This window comes from Luteimonas chenhongjianii, from assembly GCF_002327105.1.
Taxonomy (GTDB): domain Bacteria; phylum Pseudomonadota; class Gammaproteobacteria; order Xanthomonadales; family Xanthomonadaceae; genus Luteimonas; species Luteimonas chenhongjianii.
Map to the genome: position 1 here is coordinate 204,894 of NZ_CP023406.1, position 23,272 is coordinate 228,165.

At 67.5% G+C, this 23,272-nt stretch carries 17 protein-coding genes; 9 read left to right on the plus strand and 8 right to left on the minus strand.

The features are described 5' to 3' along the window. Nucleotides 1–96: 96 nt before the first annotated feature. Nucleotides 97–1,521 carry a cardiolipin synthase gene (gene cls / locus CNR27_RS00910; protein WP_096296521.1) on the plus strand — a complete coding sequence of 475 codons (1,425 nt, stop codon included), beginning with the start codon at nt 97–99 and terminating at the stop codon, nt 1,519–1,521. 20 nt (nt 1,522–1,541) lie between these two features. On the opposite strand, the gene CNR27_RS00915 is transcribed toward cls, so the two are convergent. After that, on the minus strand, nt 1,542–2,078 hold the full coding sequence (locus CNR27_RS00915; protein ID WP_096300125.1) for a DUF924 family protein: 537 nt from the start codon (nt 2,076–2,078) through the stop codon (nt 1,542–1,544). Nucleotides 2,079–2,176: 98 nt separating this feature from the next. On the opposite strand from CNR27_RS00915, the gene CNR27_RS00920 reads away from it, so the two are divergent. Continuing rightward, nucleotides 2,177–2,593: a hypothetical protein gene (locus CNR27_RS00920; RefSeq protein ID WP_123832948.1), complete on the plus strand. Its 417-nt coding sequence runs from the start codon at nt 2,177–2,179 to the stop codon at nt 2,591–2,593. A 55-nt stretch (nt 2,594–2,648) separates the two neighbouring features. Here CNR27_RS00920 and CNR27_RS00925 read toward each other — a convergent pair whose 3' ends face one another. After that, nucleotides 2,649–3,425, minus strand: coding sequence for an AMP nucleosidase (locus CNR27_RS00925; RefSeq protein ID WP_096300126.1), 777 nt, complete (start codon nt 3,423–3,425; stop codon nt 2,649–2,651). A gap of 166 nt (nt 3,426–3,591) precedes the next feature. Here CNR27_RS00925 and CNR27_RS00930 point away from each other — a divergent pair, with 166 nt between their 5' ends. Continuing rightward, nucleotides 3,592–4,977, plus strand: a complete 1,386-nt coding sequence (locus CNR27_RS00930) for an amidohydrolase (protein WP_096296523.1) — start codon at nt 3,592–3,594, stop codon at nt 4,975–4,977. Continuing rightward, on the plus strand, nt 4,974–6,281 hold the full coding sequence (locus CNR27_RS00935; RefSeq protein WP_096296524.1) for an amidohydrolase family protein: 1,308 nt from the start codon (nt 4,974–4,976) through the stop codon (nt 6,279–6,281). Before CNR27_RS00930 ends, CNR27_RS00935 begins: the two co-directional genes overlap by 4 nt. 186 nt (nt 6,282–6,467) lie before the next feature. Here CNR27_RS00935 and CNR27_RS00940 read toward each other — a convergent pair whose 3' ends face one another. After that, nucleotides 6,468–7,133, minus strand: a complete 666-nt coding sequence (locus CNR27_RS00940) for a response regulator transcription factor (protein ID WP_096296525.1) — start codon at nt 7,131–7,133, stop codon at nt 6,468–6,470. 112 nt (nt 7,134–7,245) lie between these two features. Then, on the minus strand, nt 7,246–9,204 hold the full coding sequence (acs, locus tag CNR27_RS00945) for an acetate--CoA ligase (protein WP_096296526.1): 1,959 nt from the start codon (nt 9,202–9,204) through the stop codon (nt 7,246–7,248). 201 nt (nt 9,205–9,405) lie between these two features. Between acs and CNR27_RS00950 the strand changes: the two genes are divergently transcribed. Both CNR27_RS00950 and CNR27_RS00955 read left to right on the plus strand, forming a co-directional pair. Then, on the plus strand, nt 9,406–10,782 hold the full coding sequence (locus CNR27_RS00950) for a DcaP family trimeric outer membrane transporter (protein ID WP_096296527.1): 1,377 nt from the start codon (nt 9,406–9,408) through the stop codon (nt 10,780–10,782). A gap of 170 nt (nt 10,783–10,952) precedes the next feature. Further along, nucleotides 10,953–12,614: an MFS transporter gene (locus CNR27_RS00955; protein ID WP_096296528.1), complete on the plus strand. Its 1,662-nt coding sequence runs from the start codon at nt 10,953–10,955 to the stop codon at nt 12,612–12,614. Between the two features lie 230 nt (nt 12,615–12,844). Here CNR27_RS00955 and CNR27_RS00960 read toward each other — a convergent pair whose 3' ends face one another. Next, entirely contained in the window at nt 12,845–13,234 is a 390-nt protein-coding gene (locus CNR27_RS00960) for an EF-hand domain-containing protein (RefSeq protein WP_123832973.1), read from the minus strand. Nucleotides 13,235–13,537: 303 nt separating this feature from the next. Here CNR27_RS00960 and CNR27_RS00965 point away from each other — a divergent pair, with 303 nt between their 5' ends. Next, the gene (locus CNR27_RS00965) at nt 13,538–15,589 is read left to right on the plus strand and encodes a sodium-translocating pyrophosphatase (RefSeq protein WP_096296529.1); all 2,052 of its coding nucleotides are present in this window, start codon (nt 13,538–13,540) and stop codon (nt 15,587–15,589) included. Between the two features lie 144 nt (nt 15,590–15,733). Here the strand turns inward: CNR27_RS00965 and CNR27_RS00970 are convergent, their stop codons facing one another. After that, nucleotides 15,734–16,270 carry a hypothetical protein gene (locus tag CNR27_RS00970; protein WP_096296530.1) on the minus strand — a complete coding sequence of 179 codons (537 nt, stop codon included), beginning with the start codon at nt 16,268–16,270 and terminating at the stop codon, nt 15,734–15,736. Nucleotides 16,271–16,534: 264 nt separating this feature from the next. Beyond that, complete coding sequence (locus CNR27_RS00975) at nt 16,535–18,100, minus strand: M91 family zinc metallopeptidase (RefSeq protein ID WP_096296531.1); 1,566 nt, start codon at nt 18,098–18,100, stop codon at nt 16,535–16,537. 190 nt (nt 18,101–18,290) lie between these two features. On the opposite strand from CNR27_RS00975, the gene ppa reads away from it, so the two are divergent. Together ppa and CNR27_RS00985 are read left to right on the plus strand one after the other, a co-directional pair. Beyond that, on the plus strand, nt 18,291–18,821 hold the full coding sequence (gene ppa / locus CNR27_RS00980; RefSeq protein ID WP_096296532.1) for an inorganic diphosphatase: 531 nt from the start codon (nt 18,291–18,293) through the stop codon (nt 18,819–18,821). Nucleotides 18,822–18,947: 126 nt separating this feature from the next. After that, entirely contained in the window at nt 18,948–20,057 is a 1,110-nt protein-coding gene (locus CNR27_RS00985; protein ID WP_096300130.1) for an HDOD domain-containing protein, read from the plus strand. Nucleotides 20,058–20,405: 348 nt separating this feature from the next. Here CNR27_RS00985 and CNR27_RS00990 read toward each other — a convergent pair whose 3' ends face one another. Continuing rightward, nucleotides 20,406–23,183: a TonB-dependent receptor plug domain-containing protein gene (locus CNR27_RS00990; RefSeq protein ID WP_096300132.1), complete on the minus strand. Its 2,778-nt coding sequence runs from the start codon at nt 23,181–23,183 to the stop codon at nt 20,406–20,408. Between the last annotated feature and the right edge of the window lie 89 nt (nt 23,184–23,272).

The following is a 23,272-nucleotide window of genomic DNA, read 5'->3' on the forward strand; positions in this document are numbered from 1 at the left end:
TGACAGAAGGGACGGAGCCACTGCAGCCGGGGGACGGCAGGGCCGACCGAGCCGGTTCACCCGCCCCCGCCACACCCCCATGCCACACTCGGCCGCATGTCGAATCACGACCTGCACATCGGCCTGTGGATCTTCGCCGCCGACTGGCTCATCCGGGTCGCGGCCCTGCTGTGGATTCCCGCGCGCACGCGCTCATCGTCCGCGCGCAGCTGGCTCCTGCTGATCGGCTTTGTGCCCTTGCTCGGACTCCCTGCCTATCTGCTGCTCGGCCATCCTTGGCTGTCGCGGCTGCGGCGCGAGCGGCAGGCGCGCGCATCGCGGCAGATCAGGCAGAGGCAGGCGGCGCTGACCGCGCTGCGCTGGTGTCCGCCCGATGCGTTCTCCGCGCCCGCGGATGTGACGCGCCTCGCCGAGCGGCTCGGCGATTTCATGCCCACCAATGGCAATGCGGTCGAGCTGCTGGACGATTACGCAGGCTCACTGCAACGCCTCGTCGACGACATCGATGCGGCGACGCGGGAGGTGCACCTGCTCTATTACCTGATGCTCGACGACGCCAGCGGACGCTCGGTTGCCGGTGCACTCGAGCGCGCGGCCCGGCGCGGCGTGCGCTGCCGATTGCTGCTCGACGCCGTGGGCGCGAAACGCGGCCTGCGTGCGTTCCGACGCCCATTGCGCGATGCCGGTGTCTGCGTGCATGCCACATTGGCGGGAGGACTCAAGTGGCGGCGCAGCGCGCGGATGGATCTGCGCAACCATCGCAAGATCGCGGTGATCGATGGCCGCCTCGCGCTGACGGGTTCACAGAACCTCGCCGATCCGGACTTCGTGCCCGGCCATCCCAACCGCGAGGTCGTCGCGCGGGTGCGCGGTCCGGTCGTCGCGCAACTGCAGGCGCTGTTCGCCAGCGACTGGTACATCGAGACGGGTGAGGTACTGGAGGTCGATGCACCGCCGATCGCGTCAAGCGGCCATGTGCCGGCGCAGCTGCTGCCGAGCGGCCCGGCGTATCCGTTCGAGAATGCGCGCGATGTGTTCGTCGCGCTCGTGCAGCGCGCGCGTCGGCGCGCGGTACTGGTGACGCCCTACTTCGTGCCCGACGAGGCCACGCTGGGCGCCCTGCGCGTCGCCGCGCTGTCGGGCGTGTCGGTGCAGCTGATCCTGTCGGCGACCAACAACCAGCGCGTGACCGCCTGGGCCCAGGCCGGTTTCTACGATGAACTGCTTGCGGCCGGGGTGCACATTGCGCTCTACAGGCCGCATTTTCTGCATGCGAAGCATCTGAGCGTCGACGACGACATCGCACTGGTCGGGTCGAGCAATCTCGACATCCGCAGCTTCATGCTCAATGCCGAGGCGGGCTTGCTGTGCTTCGACCCCGGCGTCGTGGCGCGGTTACGCGAGATCGAGCAGGACTATCTGCGCGAATCGGATGTGCTGGAAGCGGAAGCGTGGACGCGGCGACCGACCTGGCGACGCAGCGTGGAAGGCATCGCACGGCTGGCGGATTCGTTTCTATGAAGCGCCGCGCGCGCCCTGCATCAGAAGCCGCCACCCGCGTCGAGCCAGGCCTGCTCTTCGGGTGTATTGATGCGGCCGAGCACACGGTTGCGATGCGGGAAACGGCCGAAGCGTTCGACGACGTCGAAATGCGCCTGCGCGTACTTGCGATACTCGGCGTTGTCGACGTCGGCAAAGAGTTCGATCGAGCGCTGCTGGTCGGCCGGATCTTCCGAATGCTCGAACGGCAGGTAGACGAAGCCGCGCAGGTCGTCTGCGAATACGCGGTCGTGGCCGGCGGCGATCATCCGCTCGGCGTAATGACGCGCAAGGGAATCGGTTGCGAACGCATGGGCGCTGCCACGGAAGATGTTGCGCGGAACCTGATCGAGCAGGATCAGCAGCGCGAGCCCGCCCTCCGCCGTGTCGAGCCAGTGCTCCAGCTCTCTGCGGGCCGCGACGAAATGCACGTCCCGGAAGCGCTGGTCGCATTCGCGGTCGAAGGCAGCGCTGCCTCCGAACCACTTCTGCATACCAGCCTGCTGCCAGAAATCGACGACGTGCGCGGGTTTGATCATCTCCATGGCCACAGATTAACGCGGCTGCGGCGCGGCGCATGCGCCTTCCCGGTGACCGGCCCATACTCGGGCGATCCCTGCCTCGAAAACGCTCCATGATGCGTCGTCCGACCCGCCTGCTGACAGCGCTGCTGGCACTCTCCGGCCTCGTGCTGCTCGGCGCCTGCCAGCACGCGGATGCCGACATGGCCCTGCTGGAGTCGCCCGCTGTGGGCGATATCTATGCCGCGCAGCTCAGCGGGTTCTCGCGCCATCCATTCACCGACGATGCGCGCAAGCCGATCGATCCCGCCTACGGCCTGATGCAGGTGGTCTCGACCGATCCCGACGGCGTCGTCGTCGTCACCCAGAACACTGCATCGGCCGAGAAATCGCTCTCGCACGACGACATTCGCGGCGACCTGGCGGATATCGAGTTCGACGAGGGCGAGCAGATCGCGATCGGCGGGGCCGAGCTGGTCAGGGCGCATGCCGATGGACTGATCTTCGCGGTGAAGCGGCCCACCGAAAAGTAGGCCGCAATCGGGCGCGCGCGGGCAGCGCGAGCCACGCGCGCGTGCAGCGGGCGGATTACTCGTCGAACCGGAGATGCCGAACCGATTTGCCGTGGCGACGGATCAGCTTCAGCGCCTCGATACCAATGAGGATGTGGCGCTCGACGAAGTCCGCGCTCACCAGTGCGTCGGAAGCTTCCGTCTTGACCCCGTCTGGAATCATCGGCTGGTCGCTGACCAGCAGCAGCGCTCCCGAGGGAATGCGGTTGGCGAAGCCGGCGGCGAAGACCGTGGCGGTTTCCATGTCGATCGCCATGCAGCGCATCGCGCGCAGGCGCTCCTTGAAGGCGTCGTCATGCTCCCAGACCCGGCGGTTGGTCGTGTAGACGGTACCGGTCCAGTAGTCGTGGCCTAGGTCGCGGATCACCGTCGAGACCGCGCGCTGCAGGGCGAACGCCGGCAATGCCGGCACCTCCGGCAGGAGATAGTCGCTGCTGGTGCCCTCGCCGCGGATCGCCGCGATCGGCAGCACCAGGTCGCCGAGCTGGTTCTTGCGCTTGAGCCCGCCACACTTGCCGAGGAACAGCACGGCCTTCGGCGCGATCGCCGACAACAGATCCATCATCGTCGCGGCGTTGGGACTGCCCATGCCGAAGTTGATCATGGTCATTCCATCGGCGGTGGCGCTGGGCATCGGCCGGTCCAGGCCGACGATTTCCGCGCCGGCAATACGCGCGAAATGGTGCAGGTAGCCGCCGAAGTTGGTCAGCAGGATGTGCTCGCCGAACCGGTCGAGCGGCACGCCGGTATAGCGCGGCAGCCAGTTTTCGACGATCTGCTCTTTCTCTTTCATCGTCATGCTCCTCTTCTTCGCGGCCATTCTCGCATGCGCGCCGCGCGTGCCTGGAACGCGCGGTCTGTCTCAGCGCGCGCGCCGGACCCACGGGTACACTCGAACTTCGCCCGCGGCGGGTCCTGAACGCCGCCGCGGACCGTCCAACGTGTTCCGGGGATCTTCGATGTCTCGTCTACTGACGGCCGCGCTCGCGGTCGCCCTGTCGGGTGGCTGCGCCACCCATGCCTCGTCCGACAAACCGGCCACCGGCGCCAGTGGCACCCATGTCGGCGCCAGCGCCTATGCAAGCACCTATACGCCCATCGCATCGCCGCCAGTGCTGATCACCAACGCGACCGTACTGATCGGTGACGGCCAGCGTCTGGAAGCGGCAGACGTGCTGCTGCAGGACGGGCGTATCCAGGCGGTGGGTGCGGCGCTCGCCGCGCCCGCGAACGCGCAACGCATCGACGGCACCGGCAAGTGGATCACACCGGGCATGATCGACGTGCATTCGCACCTGGGCGTCTATCCGAGTCCCGGCGCAAGCGCGCACAGCGACGGCAACGAGATGACCGCGCCGAACACCGCCCAGGTCTGGGCCGAGCATTCGGTATGGCCGCAGGATCCGGGTTTCGGCGCGGCGCTCGCTGGCGGCGTGACCTCGCTGCAGATCCTGCCCGGCTCGGCCAACCTCGTCGGTGGCCGTGGCGTGACGTTGAAGAACGTCGCCGCGACCACCGTCACCGACATGAAGTTTCCCGGCGCGCCCTATGGCCTGAAGATGGCCTGCGGCGAGAACCCCAAGCGGGTCTACGGCCAGAAAGGCGGGCCGGCCACGCGCATGGGCAATGTCGCGGGCTACCGCGCCGCGCTGATCGACGCCGCCGACTACCGGCGCAAGCAGGGCGGCGACTCGCCCGGCAAACGCGACCTCAAGCTCGAGACGATGGCCGGCGCGATGGATGGCGACATCCTCGTGCACATCCACTGCTACCGCGCCGACGAGATGGCGCAGATGCTCGATCTGGCGAAGGAGTTCGACTTCAAGGTCACCGCCTTCCACCACGGCGTGGAGGCCTACAAGATCGCCGACCGTCTCGGCGCCGAAGGCGTCTGCGGCGCGCTGTGGGCCGACTGGTGGGGCTTCAAGATGGAGGCCTTCGACGGCATCCAGGAGAACATCGCGATCGTCGACCGCGCCCCGGGCGGCTGCGCGATCGTGCATTCCGATTCCGACGAGGGCATCCAGCGCCTCAACCAGGAGGCAGCCAAGGTGATGGCGGCCGCGGGCCGTGCCGGCATCGAGATCACGCCCGAACATGCGATCCGCTGGCTCACCGAAAACGCGGCGAAATCGCTCGGCGTGCTCGAGCAGACCGGCACCCTGACCGCCGGCAAGATGGGCGATGTGGTGCTGTGGAATGGCAACCCGTTCACCGTCTACGCCCTGGCCGAACACGTCTGGATCGACGGCGCCCACGTCTTCGATCGCACCGATCCATCGCGCCAACCGGTCTCGGACTTCATGCTCGGCCAGGGCGCCGCAGCCAACGGAGGTGCACGATGAGCCGCCAAGCTTCGAACCGGCGTGGAGCGCGCGCGCTGTCGCGTCTGCTGGTTGCCGGCGCCCTGCTCGCGGCCACCCTGCCCGCCGCGGCGCAGTCGGTCCTGATCCGCGGCGCAACCGTGCATACCGCCGGGGCGCAGGGTTCGCTGCAGAACACCGACGTGCTGGTGCGCGACGGCCGGATTGCCGCGATCGGCACGGGACTGTCCGCAGGCGACGCACCGGTCGTCGAAGCCATGGGGCGGCCGTTGACGCCGACCCTGTTCGGCGGCGTGACCGGCATCGGCATCGAGGAAGTCTCGGGCGAACGCGGGACGCGCGACGACCGCCTGTCGCTCGGCGAGGCCAAGGACATGGCCGTGCGCCCGGAGTTCGACGTGACCCTGGCCTTCAATCCCGACTCGATCGTGATTCCGGTCGCGCGCGTCGAGGGCATCGGTTTCACCCTGATCTCGGCCGGCAGCGCCAGCTCGATCATCGGCGGCCAGGGCGCGATGATGCGCCTGGACGGCAGCGTCGATCCCGCCGGACCGAAGGTGCTGTACCTCGCGCTCGGAGCGGACGGCATGGACCAGAGCGGCGCCTCGCGCGCCGCGCAGTGGATGCTGCTCGACCAGCTGATCGACGAGGCGCGTGGCCGCCTGCCGGCCGACTCCCATGTCGCTGCGCTCACCCCGGCCGGCAAGCGCGCACTCGCACCGTATCTCGACGGTCGCGGCACGATCGTGGTTGGCGTGAACCGGGCGGCCGACATCCGCCAGCTGCTGCGCTGGTCGAAGCGCCATGGCCTGCGGATCGCGATCCGCGGCGGTGCCGAGGGCTGGCGCGTCGCACCGGAGCTAGCGGCGGCGAACGTGCCGGTGTTCGTCGACCCGCTGGTCAACCTGCCGTCGAACTTCGACCAGATCGGCGCGACCATCGAGAACGCCGCGCGCCTGCAGGCCGCGGGTGTGCGCGTGGGCTTCGCCCAGGCGGCCGACGCCTCGCACAACGCGCGCAAGCTGCGGCAGCTGGCCGGCAACGCGGTCGCCCATGGGCTGCCGTGGGAAGCGGGCCTCGCGGGCCTGACCCGCGTGCCGGCGGAGACCTTCGGTGTCGGCGAGTCCATCGGCACCATCGCGGTAGGCCGCACCGCCGATCTGGTGCTGTGGTCGGGTGACCCGCTGGATGTGACGAGCAGCGCCGTGCAGGTGTGGTTCGACGGCCGCGCGATCGAGATGCGGTCGCGGCAGACCGAACTGCGGGACCGCTATCTGCAGCCGCAGGCCGAAGGTGGCTTGCCACGGGCGTATCGCGCGCGGTGACGTCCCCAGGCCCTCCCCCCGACCGGGGAGAGGGCCTGTTCTGCGCCCCGGCTGGGCGCACGCAAGGCCGATCCGGCTCATCGCCGGCGAACGCATCCCACGCGCATCGTGCGGGGCCGATCAGACATCCGCCTGTGCGCACTCCCCGAATGACGGCGCGCGACGCCGTGCGGACACCGCAGTTCTTCAGCGCGCGTCGGCGGGAATCTCGTCCGGATCGGGGTCCACTGCGAGCTTGCCGGCGATCAGCACCGCCTGGGTGCGGTTCGATGCGCCGAGCTTGCGCAGCACGGCGGTCATGTGCGCCTTGACGGTGGCTTCGGACACACCGAGTTCGTAGGCGATCTGTTTGTTGAGCATTCCGTCGCCGAGCATCTGCAGCACGCGGAACTGCTGAGGCGTGAGATCGCGCAGGCGCGCCGCGACGTCGTGCTCGCGGGGCGTCACTCCGGCCGCGGAGGCCGCCGCTTCGGGCACGAAGCGGTCGCCATCGAGCACCTGCGCCACGGCGCGGGCGAGGGTCTCGGCATCAGCGGACTTGGGCACGAAGCCCGAGGCGCCATGGTCGAGCGCGCGCCGCATCACCGCGGGCTCCTCGCGCGCAGACACCATCAGCACCGGCAATTGCGGGAACTGCGCACGCAGGTGCACCAGGGCGCTGAAGCCATGCACGCCGGGCATGTTGAGATCGAGCATCAGCAGGTCGGCATCGGGCTCCGACTCCACCATGGCGTAGAGCGCATCGACGTTGTGCGCCTCCCGCAACCGTGCCTCGGGCAAGGCACGGGCAATCGCGCCACGTAACGCTTCGCGGAACAGCGGATGGTCGTCGGCGATCAGCAGGGTGGTCATCGCGGGTGCCGGCGGCGTCTCGGAAGAAAGAAGGTGCATCGGTCCATCGATAGGAGAACGGGTCCCGCGCCGGTCCACGCTCGCGGTACCGGCACGGGGCGTCAGGCAAGCATCAGCCGTTCGGGATGTACCGCTCCTTCACCAGCGAGTCGACGACCGAGGGATCGGCGAGCGTGCTGGTGTCGCCGAGCTGGTCAGGGGCATTCTCGGCGATCTTGCGCAGGATGCGGCGCATGATCTTGCCCGAGCGCGTCTTGGGCAGGCCCGGAGCCCACTGGATGTGGTCGGGCGACGCGGTCGGCCCGATCTCGCGGCGCACGTGCGCGACCAGTTCCGTGCGCAGCGCCTCGCTGTATTCCTCGCCCGATTTGAGCGTCACGTAGGCATAGATGCCCTGGCCCTTGATGTCGTGCGGAAAGCCGACGACGGCTGCCTCCGCGACCTTGGCATGCAGCACCAGCGCGCTTTCCAGTTCCGCCGTGCCGATGCGGTGACCGGAGACGTTGATGACGTCGTCGACGCGCCCGGTGATCCAGTAGTAACCGTCCTCGTCGCGGCGGCAGCCGTCGCCGGTGAAGTAGCTGCCCGGGTAGGCCTTGAAGTAGGTGTCGATGAAACGCTGGTGGTCGCCGTAGACGCTGCGCATCTGGCCGGGCCAGGAGTCGGTGATGACCAGGTTGCCGGCGGCTGCGCCTTCGAGCACGGTGCCGTCGGCGTCGACCAGTGCCGGCTGCACGCCGAAGAACGGCAGGGTCGCCGAACCGGGCTTGGTGGCGATCGCCCCAGGCAGCGGTGAGATCAGGATGCCGCCGGTCTCGGTCTGCCACCAGGTGTCCACGATGGGGCAGCGGCTGTCGCCGACGACCTCGTAATACCAGCGCCAGGCTTCCGGATTGATCGGCTCGCCGACGCTGCCGAGCAGTCGCAGCGAGCTGCGCGAGGTCTTCTTGACCGCCGCCTCGCCCTCGCGCATGAGCGCGCGGATCGCGGTCGGCGCGGTGTAGAAGATCGTGACCTGATGCTTGTCGATGACGTTCCAGAAACGCGAGACGTCGGGATAGTTCGGCACGCCCTCGAAGATCAGCGAGGTCGCGGCGTTCGCGAGCGGGCCGTAGACGATGTAGCTGTGGCCGGTGACCCAGCCCACGTCCGCGGTGCACCAGTACACGTCCTCGTCGCGCAGGTCGAACACGGCCTCATGGGTGTAACTGGCGAACAGCAGGTAGCCGCCGGTGGTATGCAGCACGCCCTTGGGTTTGCCGGTCGAGCCGGACGTGTAGAGGATGAAGAGCGGATCCTCCGCGTTCATGCGCTCGGGTTCGCAGGTGTCGGGCTGGCCGTCGACGACGGCGTCGTACCAGCGGTCGCGCGGCATCTGCATGTCGACCGCGCCGCCGGTATGGCGCACGACAAGCACGGTCTCGACGGTATTGGTGCCGGGCAGTTTCAGCGCCGCGTCGACGTTCGCTTTCAGCGCAACGCGCTTGCCGCCGCGCAGGCCTTCGTCGGCGGTGATGATGAGCTTGCTGCCGCAGTCGGACACGCGGTCGGCAATCGAGTTCGGCGAGAACCCGCCGAACACCACGCAATGCACCGCCCCGATCCGCGCGCAGGCCAGCATCGCCACTGCCGCCTCGACGATCATCGGCAGGTAGATGGTGACCCGGTCGCCCTTGCCCACACCCAGATTGCGCAATGCATTGGCCAGCCTGCAGACACGCGCATGCAGGTCGCGGTAACTGATGCGAAGCGCCTCGGTGTCGGGACTGTCGCCTTCCCAGATCAGCGCGGTCTTGTCGCCGCGTGTCGCCAGGTGGCGGTCGAGACAGTTGACGCTGGCATTGAGTTCGCCGTCCTCGAACCAGCGGATGCGGAAATCCGCCAGGTCGTAGCTGACGTTGCGGATCTTCGTCGGCGGCTTGAACCAGTCAAGCCGCTTTGCGGCATCGCCCCAGAAGCCATCGGGATCCTGCACGGAGCGGGCGTACTCGCGTTCGTACTCGGACGCGCCGATGGTGGTGGGGCCGGCGAACCCGGGCGGAACCGGGTAGAGCTCTGCGGTGTTGGACATGAGGGGAGCCTCCTTCAGACGCGTCGGGGCAGTTTGACGGATTCGTCGGTCGGGACGCCTAGACCTTCGTCTAACCGCGCCGGCCCGGGTATCGACCAATGGCGAATGTGCGCGGCCCCCGCATCCGTGCAGTCTGCATTGCGAACCGGTCGGCGACCGCCCGCTGTCGCCGCTTTTTGTTCAACCCGTGGGAGGGGAGCAATGACTCACATACTGAAGGCGCGTCCGCGTCTGCTGGCCACGGCGGTGCTTGCCGCCCTGACCTTGCCTGGCGTGGCGTTCGCGCAGACCGCAAAGGAGCGCGAGCTCGAAGCGCGTGTCGCCCAGCTCGAGCAGATGGTGCAGCAGCTGGTGGCCCAACAGCAGCAGACCGAAACCGTCGTCACCGAAGTCCGTACCGCCCAGGCCGCGCAGCCTGCACCGGCGCCGGTCGTCGCGGGCACCGGCGCCGCTGCGCCGATCCAGACGACGACGATCACGCCCGGCGCCAACCCCGGCACCAAGTTCACCGTCGGCGGCATGGTCCGCGTCGATGGACTGGTGACCAAGACCACCGACGGCGACATCGCCAAGGGCACCGCCGGCCGCGACTTCTACGTCCCCGGTGCGATCCCGGTCGGGGGCGACGGGCCGGATACCTATTCCGATGCGCACGTGAAGTTCTCGCGTCTGTGGTTCGACGCCAGCACCGTCCTCGATTCCGGCGACAAGCTCGGCGCCCGGATCGAGCTCGACTTCTTCGGTGGTTCCCTCGGCAACACCGCGGCCACCAACACCTATGGGGCCACGCTGCGCCACGCCTATCTGACCTACAACAACTGGCTGGTCGGCCAGACCTGGTCGAACTTCATGGACACCAATGCGCTGCTCGACTCGGTGGACTTCGTCGGCCCGACCGACGGCGTGGTCTTCGTCCGCCAGCCGCAGGTGCGCTACACCAGCGGTGGGTGGGCGGTCTCGGTCGAAAGCCCTGAAACCACGGTCCAGCCCTTCGGCGGCGGCGCCCGCGTGATCGCAGGCGACAACAGCGCGATTCCCGACGTGATCGCCCGCTACACCCACAAGGGCGACTGGGGCCACGTCAGCTTCGCCGGCATGGCGCGTCAGCTGAAGTACGAGCCCGTGGTCGGCGCCGAAAGCACCGCGACCGGATTCGGCGCCCAGGTCAGCGGCCTGGTCAAGCTCGGCGACAGCACCGACATCCGCTACCAGCTCAGCGGCGGCGACGGCATCGGCCGCTACATCGGCCTGGCCACGATCCAGCAGGATGCGATGGTCGATTCCGCCGGCGACATCGATGCGCTGGGCGGGTGGGCCGGCTATGTGGGGCTGCGCCAGGTGTTCAGTCCAAAGGTGCGCGGCAACCTCTTCTACGCACGTTCGCAGTGGGACAACGAGGCTGCCTGGACCGGGATGGGCGTGACCCGCAAGGTCCAATCGATGCACGCGAACATGATCTGGTCGCCGGTGCCCAAGCTCGACTTCGGCGTCGAGGCGATCTGGGGCGAGCGCACGCTCGAATCCGGCGCCGATGGCGAGCTGATCCGCCTGCACACCATGGCGCGCTACTCGTTCTGATCCAGCGGCGGGGACGGCATACCCGTCTCCGCCGCGTTCTCGCCGCCGCGTGCAAGCGGCTCCCACCCGCACAACACCTGATCCGCGACCGCATGCAGCACGTCTGACCGGGTGATCGGCGCTCGCCGGCCCCCGACCACATCACGAACGCTTCGGAGGGGAAGCTTCCCATGTCCAGCACGACCGCCAATCCGGCACCCAAGCCCGCGCTGACGAAGGGCCACAAGAAGGTCATCTTCGCGTCCAGTCTCGGCACCGTCTTCGAGTGGTACGACTTCTATCTGTACGGCTCGCTCGCGATCATCCTGTCGCGCCAGTTCTTCAGTGGCGTCAACCCGACGACGGGCATGATCTTCACGCTGCTCGCGTTCGCGGCGGGCTTCTTCGTACGCCCGTTCGGCGCGGCGTTCTTCGGCAGCCTCGGCGATCGCATCGGCCGCAAGTACACGTTCCTGATCACGATCATCATCATGGGCGTGTCGACCTTCCTCGTCGGCGTGTTGCCCAGTTACGCGACGATCGGCATCGCGGCGCCCATCATGCTGATCGTGCTGCGTCTGGCCCAGGGTCTGGCGATGGGCGGCGAGTACGGCGGCGCGGCCACCTACGTCGCCGAACACGCGCCGCCGGGCAAGCGCGGCCTGTATACCGCCTTCATCCAGACCACGGCGACGCTCGGCCTGTTCCTGTCGCTGGCCGTGATCCTGCTGTGCCGCTGGCTCCTCGGTGTCGAAGCGTTCGAAGACTGGGGCTGGCGCATTCCGTTCCTGGGTTCGATCGTCCTGCTCGGCGTGTCGGTATGGATCCGCCTGCAGCTGGCCGAATCGCCGCTGTTCCAGCAGATGAAGGCCGAGGGCAAGGGCTCCAAGCAGCCGTTCCGTGATTCGGTCAAGGGCGGCAACCTGAAGCTGATGCTGCTGGTGCTGTTCGGCGCCACCGCCGGCCAGGCCGTCGTGTGGTACGCCGGCCAGTTCTATGCCCTGTTCTATCTGCAGAGCATGCTGAAGGTCGATCTGACGGTGTCCTACCTGCTGATCGCAGCGGCCCTGTTGCTCGGCACGCCGTTCTTCCTCTTCTTCGGCTGGCTGTCGGACAAGATCGGGCGCAAGAAGATCATCATGGCCGGCTGTCTGATCGCGGCGGTGTCCTACTTCCCGATCTTCAAGGGGATCACCCACTTCGCCAATCCGGCGATCGAAGAAGCTGTCGCCAATTCGCCGGCCGTGGTCGTGGCCGACCCGAACACCTGCAGCTTCCAGTTCGATCCGGTGGGCACGCGCAAGTTCACCAGCTCCTGTGACGTGGCAACCGCTGCGCTCGCACGCGCCGGCGTGCCGTACAACGTCGAGCCGGCGCCGGTGGGTTCGCTGGCCCAAGTGCGGGTGGGCAACAACAGCGTCGCGTCGTACGAGGCCGAAGGCCTGGTTGGCGATGCGCTCAAGACCCAGCAGGGCAGCTTCGGCACCGAACTGCGCGGCGCGCTCAATGCGGCGGGTTATCCGGAGAAGGCGGACACGGACCGGATCAACATGCCGATGACGATCTTCCTGCTGTGGATCTTGGTGATCTTCGTGACCATGGTCTACGGCCCGATCGCGGCGTATCTGGTCGAACTGTTCCCGACACGCATCCGCTACACCTCGATGTCGCTGCCGTATCACATCGGCAACGGCTGGTTCGGCGGCTTCCTGCCGGCGATCTCGTTCGCACTGGTCGCGGCCACGGGCAACATCTACTACGGCCTGTGGTACCCGATCGGCATCGCACTGATGTCGCTGGTGATCGGTACGATCTTCCTGCGCGAAACGAAGGACGTCGACATCACGAAGTAAGCGGGGTCATCCGCACGGGAACCTGATTCCCGTGCGCCCCGATGGACGCCGGCCCGGAAGGGTCGGCGTTCCTCTTTTCAGGCATCCTGTTTCGCGCGACTCGCCGAGGCGCCGGGGACGCGCCGGCCGCGACAACGCTGCGCACGCATTCGTGCGTTTTGCACGCGATGACGACGAGCGCGCCCATCAGCGCTCTCGCATCGGTCCGCCTGCAGCCGGAAGATTCGCGCCTACTTCTGCGGTGGCGCGGCCAGCTCGCGCGCGTCGAGATAGCCGTCGCGGTTGGTGTCCTGCCGATTGAACGTCGCCGCCAGTTTTGCCAAGTGTCCGGCCAGCGCCACCGGACGGCCCTTGCCCCCGGGCAGCTCGTCCGGCGTCAGCACGCCGTCGCCGTTACGGTCCATCCGGTCGAACCCGTAGCGCATCCACGCCTGGTACTCGGCGAGCGAAACCCGCCCATCGCCGTCGGTATCCATCTCGTCACGGTATTCGGACGTGCGCGTGACCTGCGCGCCTGCGGTCGTGGTCACGATGAGCGCGCATAGCGCGCACGCAACGCGAGCGGCGCGTAGCCGGACCCGCGATCGGGATGTGATGGAAGCATGCGGTTTTCCAGGCATGCGCCCCTGCAGCGGACAGCTCCGCATGGCCGTCCTGCCCGACTGGAGCAGGTTGCCGGAGAGAAAGTCGAGAATTGCAGAGGTCATCGTCGCGCCTTGAAGCGTCAGCCCCGCCATGATGGCTGCATCGCTGGATGCTTTCCATCCTCGGCAGATCGTATGGAAGGCCGACCGGTGGATGCGACACCCACACACTGCAGCACGCCCCGTCTGCCCGCCTCCACACGGCTGTGCCATAGTCGGCGCGCACCACCCGCTGCACCGCTGTTTGGTCCTGGCATACCGACTCTGGGAGGGGTTTCCATGCTTGAGCAACACGGTCTGTGGCTGGCACTGGTCTGTGCCGCCATCGCGATTCTCTACGGCGTCGTTTCCGCCGGCTGGATCAACCGGCAACCCGCCGGCAATCAACGCATGCAGGAGATCGCCGGGGCGATCCAGGAAGGCGCGCGTGCCTATCTCAACCGGCAGTACCTGACGATCGCGGTCGTTGGTGTGGTGTTGTTCGTATTGATCGGCATCTTTCTGGGCTGGGCGACCGGCATTGGTTTCCTGCTTGGCGCGGTGCTGTCGGGCGCCGCCGGCTACATCGGCATGAATGTCTCGGTGCGCGCCAACGTGCGGACGGCCGAGGCGGCGCGCCGCGGCATCGGCCCTGCGATGGATGTCGCATTCCGCGGTGGCGCGATCACCGGCATGCTGGTCGTCGGCCTCGGGCTGCTCGGCGTCGCCGGCTACTGGATGCTGCTGCCCCGTTTCGGTATCGCCGGCGAGGCCGCACTGCATGCGCTGGTCGGCCTGGCCTTCGGCAGCTCGCTGATCTCGATCTTCGCGCGGCTTGGCGGCGGCATTTTCACCAAGGGCGCGGACGTCGGCGCCGACCTGGTGGGCAAGGTCGAGGCCGGCATTCCCGAAGACGATCCGCGCAACCCGGCGGTGATCGCCGACAACGTCGGCGACAACGTCGGTGACTGTGCGGGCATGGCCGCAGACCTGTTCGAAACCTATGCCGTCACGGTCATCGCGACGATGCTGCTGGGCTTCCTGATGGCGCCGACCGTCGGCGCGAACGGCGTGCTGTATCCGCTGGTCCTGGGCGGCGCGTCGATCCTCGCATCGATCGTCGGCACCTTCTTCGTCAAGGTGAAGACAGGCGGCTCGATCATGGGTGCGCTGTACAAGGGCGTCATCGTCTCCGGCGTGATCGCGGCCGCGCTGTTCTGGCCGATCACCACGCAGCTGATGGCCGACAACAGCTTCGGTGCGACCAATCTGTACTGGTGCGCGCTGATCGGGCTGGTCCTGACCGGCGCGATCGTCTGGATCACCGAGTACTACACAGGCACCCAGTACGCGCCGGTGCGGCACATCGCCCAGGCATCGACGACCGGGCATGGCACCAACATCATCGCCGGCCTTGGCGTGTCGATGAAATCGACCGCAATGCCGGTCATTGCCGTGTGCTTCGCGATCTGGGCGTGCTTCTCGCTCGCCGGGCTCTACGGCATCGCGATCGCAGCCACGGCGATGCTGTCGATGGCCGGCATGATCGTCGCGCTCGATGCCTATGGCCCGATCACCGACAACGCCGGCGGCATCGCCGAGATGGCCGACCTGCCGCCGGAGATCCGCGCGATCACCGATCCCCTCGACGCGGTCGGCAACACCACCAAGGCGGTGACCAAGGGCTACGCGATCGGCTCTGCGGCGCTGGCGGCGCTGGTGCTGTTCGCCGACTTCACCCACAACCTCGAAGCGAAATATCCGGGCACCGAGTTCCGCTTCGATCTTGCGGATCCGGCGGTGATCATCGGTCTGTTCATCGGCGGACTGATCCCCTACCTGTTCGGCGCGATGGCGATGGAGGCGGTCGGCCGCGCGGCCGCTGCCGTGGTCGAGGAAGTGCGACGCCAGTTCCGCGAGATCCCCGGAATCATGGACGGCAGCGGCAAGCCCCAGTACGACCGCGCGGTGGACATGCTGACCCGTTCGGCGATCAGGGAAATGATCGTGCCCTCGCTGCTGCCGGTCCTGGTGCCGGTCGTGGTCGCGCTCGGCATGAACGCTCTGATGGGCCCCGGCGCCGGCATCCGCGCACTGGGCGGACTGCTGATCGGCACGATCGTGACCGGACTGTTCGTCGCGATCTCGATGACCACCGGCGGCGGCGCCTGGGACAACGCCAAGAAATACATCGAGGACGGAAACTTCGGCGGCAAGGGCAGCGAAGCGCACAAGGCCGCAGTCACCGGGGATACCGTCGGCGATCCCTACAAGGACACCGCAGGCCCGGCGATCAATCCGTTGATCAAGATCATCAATATCGTCGCGCTCCTGCTCGTGCCCCTGCTCTGACGGAGGCGGCCCACGCGGCATCGTTGCCCCTCTCCCGCACCGGAGAGGGGCACAGGTGAAGCGCCGGAGCTGCGATCAGGTCCACTTTTGACGCGAGGCGCGCGAACACGTAGGCGCACATCACATGGTGAGCCGTCGCGCCCGTTATGCCTCGAAGGTGCCGCTTTCCATGTCGAACCACGGCGTACACAACACCTGCTGGTCGTCGGCATAACCGAAGTCGGCCTGCCACACCTGGACCTCGCCAGTGGCGTCGGGTGAAAACATCCGCTGCTCATCGGCCACGCCGATGCCGACGCACCACCGCACCTGCCTGGGGCGCGCGGACAGCCAGCCGGAGAAGCCGAAGCCGCCATCCACGCGCGTACCCGGATCGACGCGGCGCGCAAGCGGGGTGGGTGGCACGGTCGGCGGCGGCACAGGCAGGGCGCGCGCGACGTGCAGGAGCGTGGCCCGACCGCCCGGGTCTTCTCGCAGCGCGGGCACGCCCACGGCGCCCGACAGCTGGCGCCGCGTCAGCACCGCGTGGCGATCACCGCGGTCGAATACGAGCAGCGGCACCGCCCCGGTATTGCGGATCCGGTAGTCCACGCGGACGCCCTGACCCTCGCGGCTCAGCGCCACCTCCAGAGCGACACCTTCTCCCTCGATCGTGGCGCGGGCGATATCGCTCACTGGCATTGCGGGCCTCGGCAGGTGGCGGGGCGGTGGGCTGGAATTCGCCGGCGGGGATACCAGCACGCAGGCCAGGCCGGCTGCGGCGAGGGCACAGCCCAAGCCTACCCGGAGAGACACGCGTGGACGTGGAGGTGATGGAAGATCCGCGGGGCGCGAACGGACAGTCATGGTGCGGCATACCCGAAGTCGTTTTCACGACGCCCGATCAGCAGCCCCGCCGGCAGGGCCGCGCACGCACGTGACGGCCCCCTGCCTCACCTCCGCCGGTCAGAGCGCGTAGCTCGGCCGGTCGGGCATGCCCAGCTCGCGGCGGATGCCGTTCTCGGTCAGATGGATGGGGTTGTGCGTCAGCGGCCCGCTACCGTCGAAGTCGTAGGGGGTGGCACTGGTCTCAAGGCCCACGGCCTGTCGCTCCGCATTGGGCACCCGGCCACTGTCGGGACCGGTGCCGCGATACGTGCCCTGCAGGAAGGTGCCGTTGACGCCGTTATAGGCATGCGACATCTCATGGAACAGGACCACCGACGGCGCCGGGAACGCGTCCATGTGGAAGGACGGGTTGTAGCTGATGGTCACGTCGCCGCCCGCGCCCGGACGGCCGTTGATGATGTCGGCATCGTTACTGAAGGTCTGGGCGTAGCCGTTGTCCTCGTTCGCCAGCTCGCGGATCGTCACTGTGTTGCCCTTCGCCTCGGCCGCCTTGTCGAATTCGGCCATCATCTGCTGGCCGTTCGGCGAGGCGCGGAGGAAATCCAGCTCCGACTGCATGCGCTGCACGAACGCGTCCGACCCCTGCACGCGGACACCGCGGTCGCCGACGGTGTTGTCGATCTCGACGTTGACCACGGTCGGCCGCGCGCCGATCGCCGCATTGACGATGTCGCTGGCCTGCGAATAGACGGTGGTCTGCGCATGCGCGCCGCCGATCGTGTCTGCGCCAGCGCCCGCATACACGGTCGTCCGCCCCTCGCCGACATTGACGACGTCGTCGCCACTGCCGGCCGAGAGGATGTCGAAGGTGCCGCCGCCGTGGATCACGTCGTCGCCGCGGCCGCCTTCGATGTAATTGGTGCCGCTGCCGGCATGGATGGTGTCGCTGCCATCGCCGCCGTAGATCACATTGACGCCACTGCCGCCGAAGATCTCGTTGGTGCCGCCGGTGGTGTGGATGTCGTTGCGGCCGCTGCCGCTCACGCGGATGGTGTCGTCGCCGTCGCCGCTGCTGATGCGGTTGTCGCCATCGCCGGCGATGTCGAGCTGGTTGTCGCCCGCGCCCGCATCGGCGATGACATTGACCTTGACGTTCGACGCCACCTGGATGGTGTCGTTGCCGGCGCCCGTGCGCAGCGTCAGCTCCTGGCCTTCGGTCAGGCGGACCTCGTAGCTTTCGCCGTTGATCGATACGTCGAGCGTGCCGTCGTCGCGCTGGGTGACCCCGACGTTATCGTCGCCGGCGCCGGTGGTGAAGACGACCTGGTCGCGACTGACATATCCCTGGGCGACGGTACGCTCGCGGGCCACGTCGACCTGTCCATCGCTGTGCAGCGGATCGATCTGGATCGGCTTGCCATCGGGCGTGCGCCCGGTGGTTCGCTCGGCGGTATTGCTGCTGCCGCCGTCGATGCCGATCGCGCCGTCTGGCGCGCGGTCCGGAGCATCAAGCGTCGAGACCTGCGGCCCGTCGGCCAGTCCCTCGATGTGCGGTGCGTGACCCACGTCACCGGCGTCCGGGCCGCCATGGTTGTGCGGATCGTTCGGCGCCAGCGGGTTCTGCCAGTAGCCCTGGGCGGTCGAGGGGTTGGCGGTCGGGGACAGCGAATCGAGCATGGTCATCGTAAGCGGTCTGCGTCAGCGGAAGTCGGCACCATATGTACGCTGTAGTACGGCCCGACCATACTGGGGCGTACCCTTGGTCCGTGCCGGCGTACGCCGTTTCTGCTGAAACCATCCGGGCCGACGCTGCGTCGCAACATCAGATGGCCGTAAAATGGCCGAATCACCGACCACTGGAAGTACACACACAATGGGCCTGGACTCCGTCCCCACCGGCAAGAATCCGCCGGACGAAATCAACGTCATCATCGAAATCCCGAAGGACGCCGAGCCGGTCAAGTACGAGGTCGACAAGGACAGCGGAGCGATCTTCGTCGACCGCATCCTGTCCACGCCGATGCGCTACCCCTGCAATTACGGCTACGTGCCCAACACCGTCTGTGGCGATGGCGACCCGGCCGACGTGCTGGTGGTACTGCCGCTGCCGCTGATCCCGGGCTCGGTGATCCGCTGCCGTCCGGTGGGCGTGCTGAAGATGACCGACGAGGCCGGCAGCGACGAGAAGATCCTCGCCGTGCCGGTGGAGAAGGTGTTCGCCGGTTATGCCCATGTCGACGATCTCGACAAGGTCTCGGCCCACTGGCTCGAGCGCATCGGCCACTTCTTCGAGCACTACAAGGATCTCGAGAAGGGCAAGTGGGTGAAGATCAGCGGCTGGGGCAATGCGGCGGAAGCCAAGGCATTGCTCAACGAGGCGATCGCCGCCTACGCCGCCGAATAAGGCATCGGGCGCAGCCATCGTCACACTTCGAGACACCGCGCCGGCTTCCGGCGCGGTGCGCTTGCTACTATCGGTTCACGCCGGCGCCGTGATGTGCATGCCGCGGCGTTCAGGGGATTCCAGATCGTGCGTATTCTGTTTGTAGGCGGCGAAGACAGCCTGCCGTCGGAGCTTGTCGCCCTCGTCGGGGACATGGATGACAGCTGGCAGGTGAAGCGGGCTGGCGATGGCGCCACCGCGATTTCCCTGATCGCGGAGGCCCCGCAGGATGTCCTGGTGGTGGCGCCGACGCTGCCCGACATGTCGGTGGCGACCCTGCTGGGACAGATCCGCACGTTGCGCCCGGAAACCTCGCGTATCGCCGTCATCGGCGGCCAGCCTGCCGCACGCGTGCTTTCGCTCGCGCACCGGTTCCTGCCCTTGCCGGTGGGCGAGGCGCAGCTGCTCGAGGCGATCGGCAGTCTGGAAGAACTGCGGGAACTGCTGGACAACCCGGCGCTGCGCGAATCCATCGGCCAGATCGAGAAGCTGCCCTCGCCGCCGCAGACCTATCTGGCGCTGGCCCATGCACTGGAAGCCGACGAGGACACCAGCGCCAACGACATCGCACAGCTGATCGCGGGTGATCCCGCCATCGCAGCCAAGGTGCTGCAGCTGTGCAATTCCGCATATTTTTCGACCGGGCGCGCCATCACCGATCTGCGCGCGGCGGTCACCCGCCTGGGCATGGCCACGATGCGCGACCTCGTGCTGGCCAGCGAGGTATTCGCGCACGGAGCCCGTCCCGACCTCGATCGTGCCGGCATGCAGCAGCGCGCCCTGATCGCCTCGCAGCTCGCCCGGCGCATGCTGCCCGAGTCGAGCGCGGAGCTCGGCGCGACCGCGGCGCTGCTCGCCGACATCGGCCTGTTGCTGCCGGGCATCCGCGACGAGCGTGCTGCGCCCGACACCCAACCCGTCGATGCACCGGGCCATACCGAGGCCGGCGCCTATCTGCTGGGCCTGTGGGGCCTGCCGATGCCGATCATCGAAGCGGTCGCGTTCCAGCGTTGTCCGGCGCGCAGCGGTACGCGCAGCTTCTGGGTCACCGGCGCCGTGCACGTCGCCACCGCCCTGGCCGAAGGTGAGGCAGTCCATGAGGACTACCTGCAGCGCACCGGCGTGCTCGACAAACTCGACGGCTGGCGCGGTCACGCCGACCGCCTGCTCGGCCTCACCGACCCGCAGACGGCCTGACCCGCCGGGCCTGCACCCAGGGCACCGCGCAAGCCGCGGTCGCCCGCATGCGGTAGTGACCCGCGCCGGCCACGCCAGGCCCGCGCCGCTCCGCAGCACTGGATAGCCCCGCCCCCGGATTGAACGATGCGCCGCCGCGAGCGGTCGAGCGTCCGCGTGCCCGTACGTCGCACGGCTGATCGCAGCGGCGACCGCGACTATCCCGGCGCCTGCGCTTGGCAAGCGCGAACCACACCCGCGCACGGCGCGCCGCGCACAGGTCGTCGGAACGCCCGGCCGCCTGTCCCCAGACACAAAAAAACCACGGCCCTTGCGGGCCGTGGTTCAAGAGCTTCGATCGTTAGCCGATCAGAAGCGCTGGGTGTAACGCATGTACATGAAGCGGCCGATATCGAACTCGGGGTAGTACGGGAAGCCCGTGCTCACGTTGCCGCCGCTGAACATGATCGCAGCCTCGCGATCGAGCACGTTGTCGACGCCGACCGAGATCGTGCCGTCCCAAGGTGCGCTGTAGGACACCTGCAGGTTGTGGAACGTGTTCGAACCCAGACGGTTGCGAGGTGCGGTTTCGCCGAGCTGGTAGCGGTCAGGATCCGAGCACGGACGGTTGGTGACGCAGCCGTCGTTGATGCCGGAGTAGTAACGCATGTTCCAGGTCACGTTCCACTCGTCGTTGACTTCCCAGTTGGTGCTGAGGGTCGAACGGACGCGGAACAGGCCCGGGTCACCGGCGCCGCCGATGAACACGTTCTCGCCGGCCGAGTTCTGGCCAAGCGAGTCGTACTGCGACAGGTAGCTCGTCTGCCAGTCGAACGTGAAGCCGCCGAACGCGGTATCGGCCATGCGGTAACGCGCGCCGAAGTCCCAGCCTTCCGTTTCCAGCTCGCCGAGGTTGGTCAGGCCGTAGAACATGCCCGAGATGTGACCATCTGCGGCGCGCGTGACGCCGTCGCAGCGGCTGGCATCGCCCAGCACGTAGCAGTCACGCAGGATGCGGTTGACGCTGTCGGAGATGATGTAGTTCGACAGCTTGTAGTTGTACCAGTCCAGGCTCAGGGTCAGACCCTCGGCGAAACCGGGGCTCCAGACGATGCCGGCGGTCTTGCTGATCGACTCTTCCGGGCCGAGGTCCGGGTTCGAACCCGAGATGAACTGGTCCGGGGTCTGGCACGGCCACGAGGTGCAGGGCACCAGGCCCTGGCCCAGCTGCACGTAGGTCGGCGAGACGCCGGCCGCCGTACAGGCCGCATTGCCGGCAACGCTACCCGAGACACCGACCGAGCACGGGTCGGTGTAGCTCTCGAAGCTGCCGCCGATGCCGCCGTAGAGGTTGTCGATCGAAGGCGCACGGAAGCCCTGCGCCCAGGTGCCACGCACCGCGAGCGAGTCGATTGGACGCCACAGGAAGCTGCCCTTGGAGTTGGTCGTGTTACCGAAGTTGCTGTAGTCCGAATAACGCGACGCGAAGTTCAGGGTCAGTTCCTGGGCGAAGGCCATGTCGGCCAGCACCGGAACATTGAGCTCCAGGTAAGCTTCGTTGACGTCGTACTCGCCCTGGGTGGTGGTCGCCGGCAGGCCGGTCGAGTTGCCACTCTGGTTGAACGCGTCCGGCACGAAGCGGCCCGTCTCTTCGCGGCGCTCGATACCCACTGCGAAGCCGAGGTCGCCGGCCGGCAGCTCGAACAGGCCGCCGCTCAGGTTGGCCGAGTAGATCTTGCTGCTGGTCTCACCGGAGTCGGTGTAGGTCGGGAACAGGAAGTTCTGCACGTCCGCATTGCCCAGCGAGCCGGGACCTGCAACGCCCGCGGGCAGCAGCGGGTTCCAGGGCGTGCAGCCCGCGATCACGCTGCCGACGGTGCCGCAACGCGCAACGCCATTGGCATCGATGAACGACGGGCCGAGGGCCGGGCCGGTCGCCAGCAGGCTGGCGTCGCCGTGACCGGTCTTGGTCACTTCATTGCGGTTGTTGGCGTAGCTGACGCCCCAGTCCCACGGACGCTCGTTGACTTCGAAGTAGCCGGTAAGGCCGGCAACGACACGGAACGTGGTCAGCTCGCTGCGGGTGGTGCGCGGCACTTCCCAGAGACGACGACGGAAGTCGATGTCTTCGCCGGTCGGGTTGAACGCGCTGTCGCCCGAAAGCAAGGTGCCGAACGCGGCCGACTGATACGGATAGCCGGCGATCTGCTGGTCCGTGGTGCGCTTGTTGTAGAGGATGTCGCTGTTGAAGGTGATGCGATCGGTCAGGTCGTAGTTGATGTTTGTGAACACCGACTTACGTTCCAGACCCGTCTGCACCATCATCTGCTGGTTCGAGTTGGCGTTGTACTCGGCCGTGTGCGGCACGTAATCGCCACGGTTGGCGGGGTTGCCGCCTTCGCGCAGCGTCAGCCACGTTCCGGTCGCCTCGTCGTACCACGAACCGTTCTGGCTGACCGGGCTGAAGCCCGAGCCCGGATAGTCGGGGCCGGCGTCGCCGAAAGCGCTGAAGAAACGATCGCCGGCGAAGACCGGATCGCCCTCCATGACCTCAGCCGAGACCGTGATGCCGCCGCGGTCGTTGGTGGTACCGAAGGTCGCCGAGTAGATGGTTTCGCCACCGTCGCCATCGGAGTACTGGCCGTACTGGACCGAAGCCTCAGCACCGTCGAAGCGCGAACGGGTGATCACGTTCACCACGGCAGCGATCGCGTCCGAGCCGTACAGCGCCGATGCGCCATCCTTGAGGATGTCGATGCGCTCGATCGCCGACACCGGGATCTGGCTCAGGTCCTGGTAGCCGCCGGTGGTCGCACCGAGACGGACGCCGTTGATCAGCACCAGGGTACGGTTGGCACCGAGGTTGCGGATGTCGATGTAGTAGCCACCGACGTTCTCGCCCGACGCCAGGGCGTCGGCGCGCGAGATCGCCGGCGAACCCGCCGACGAGATGTTCTGCAGCAGGTCGGCGACCGTCGCCTGGCCCGAACGCGCGATGTCTTCACGCGACACGGTGAGGATCGGCTGCTGGTTTTCGATTTCGACGCCGCGGATGCGCGAGCCGGTGACCTGGATGCGGTCGAGCTCAGTGGTGCCGCTCGCGGGTTGCGCCTGGGCGAAGCTCACCGCCGGTACGACGGCGGCCATGATCGCGGCCGGCAGCAGGCCCTTCCGCAATGCGGGAGTGCGAAGGTTCTTCAAAGTTCTCTCTCCAGAGTGTGAGCGTTACTGACGCG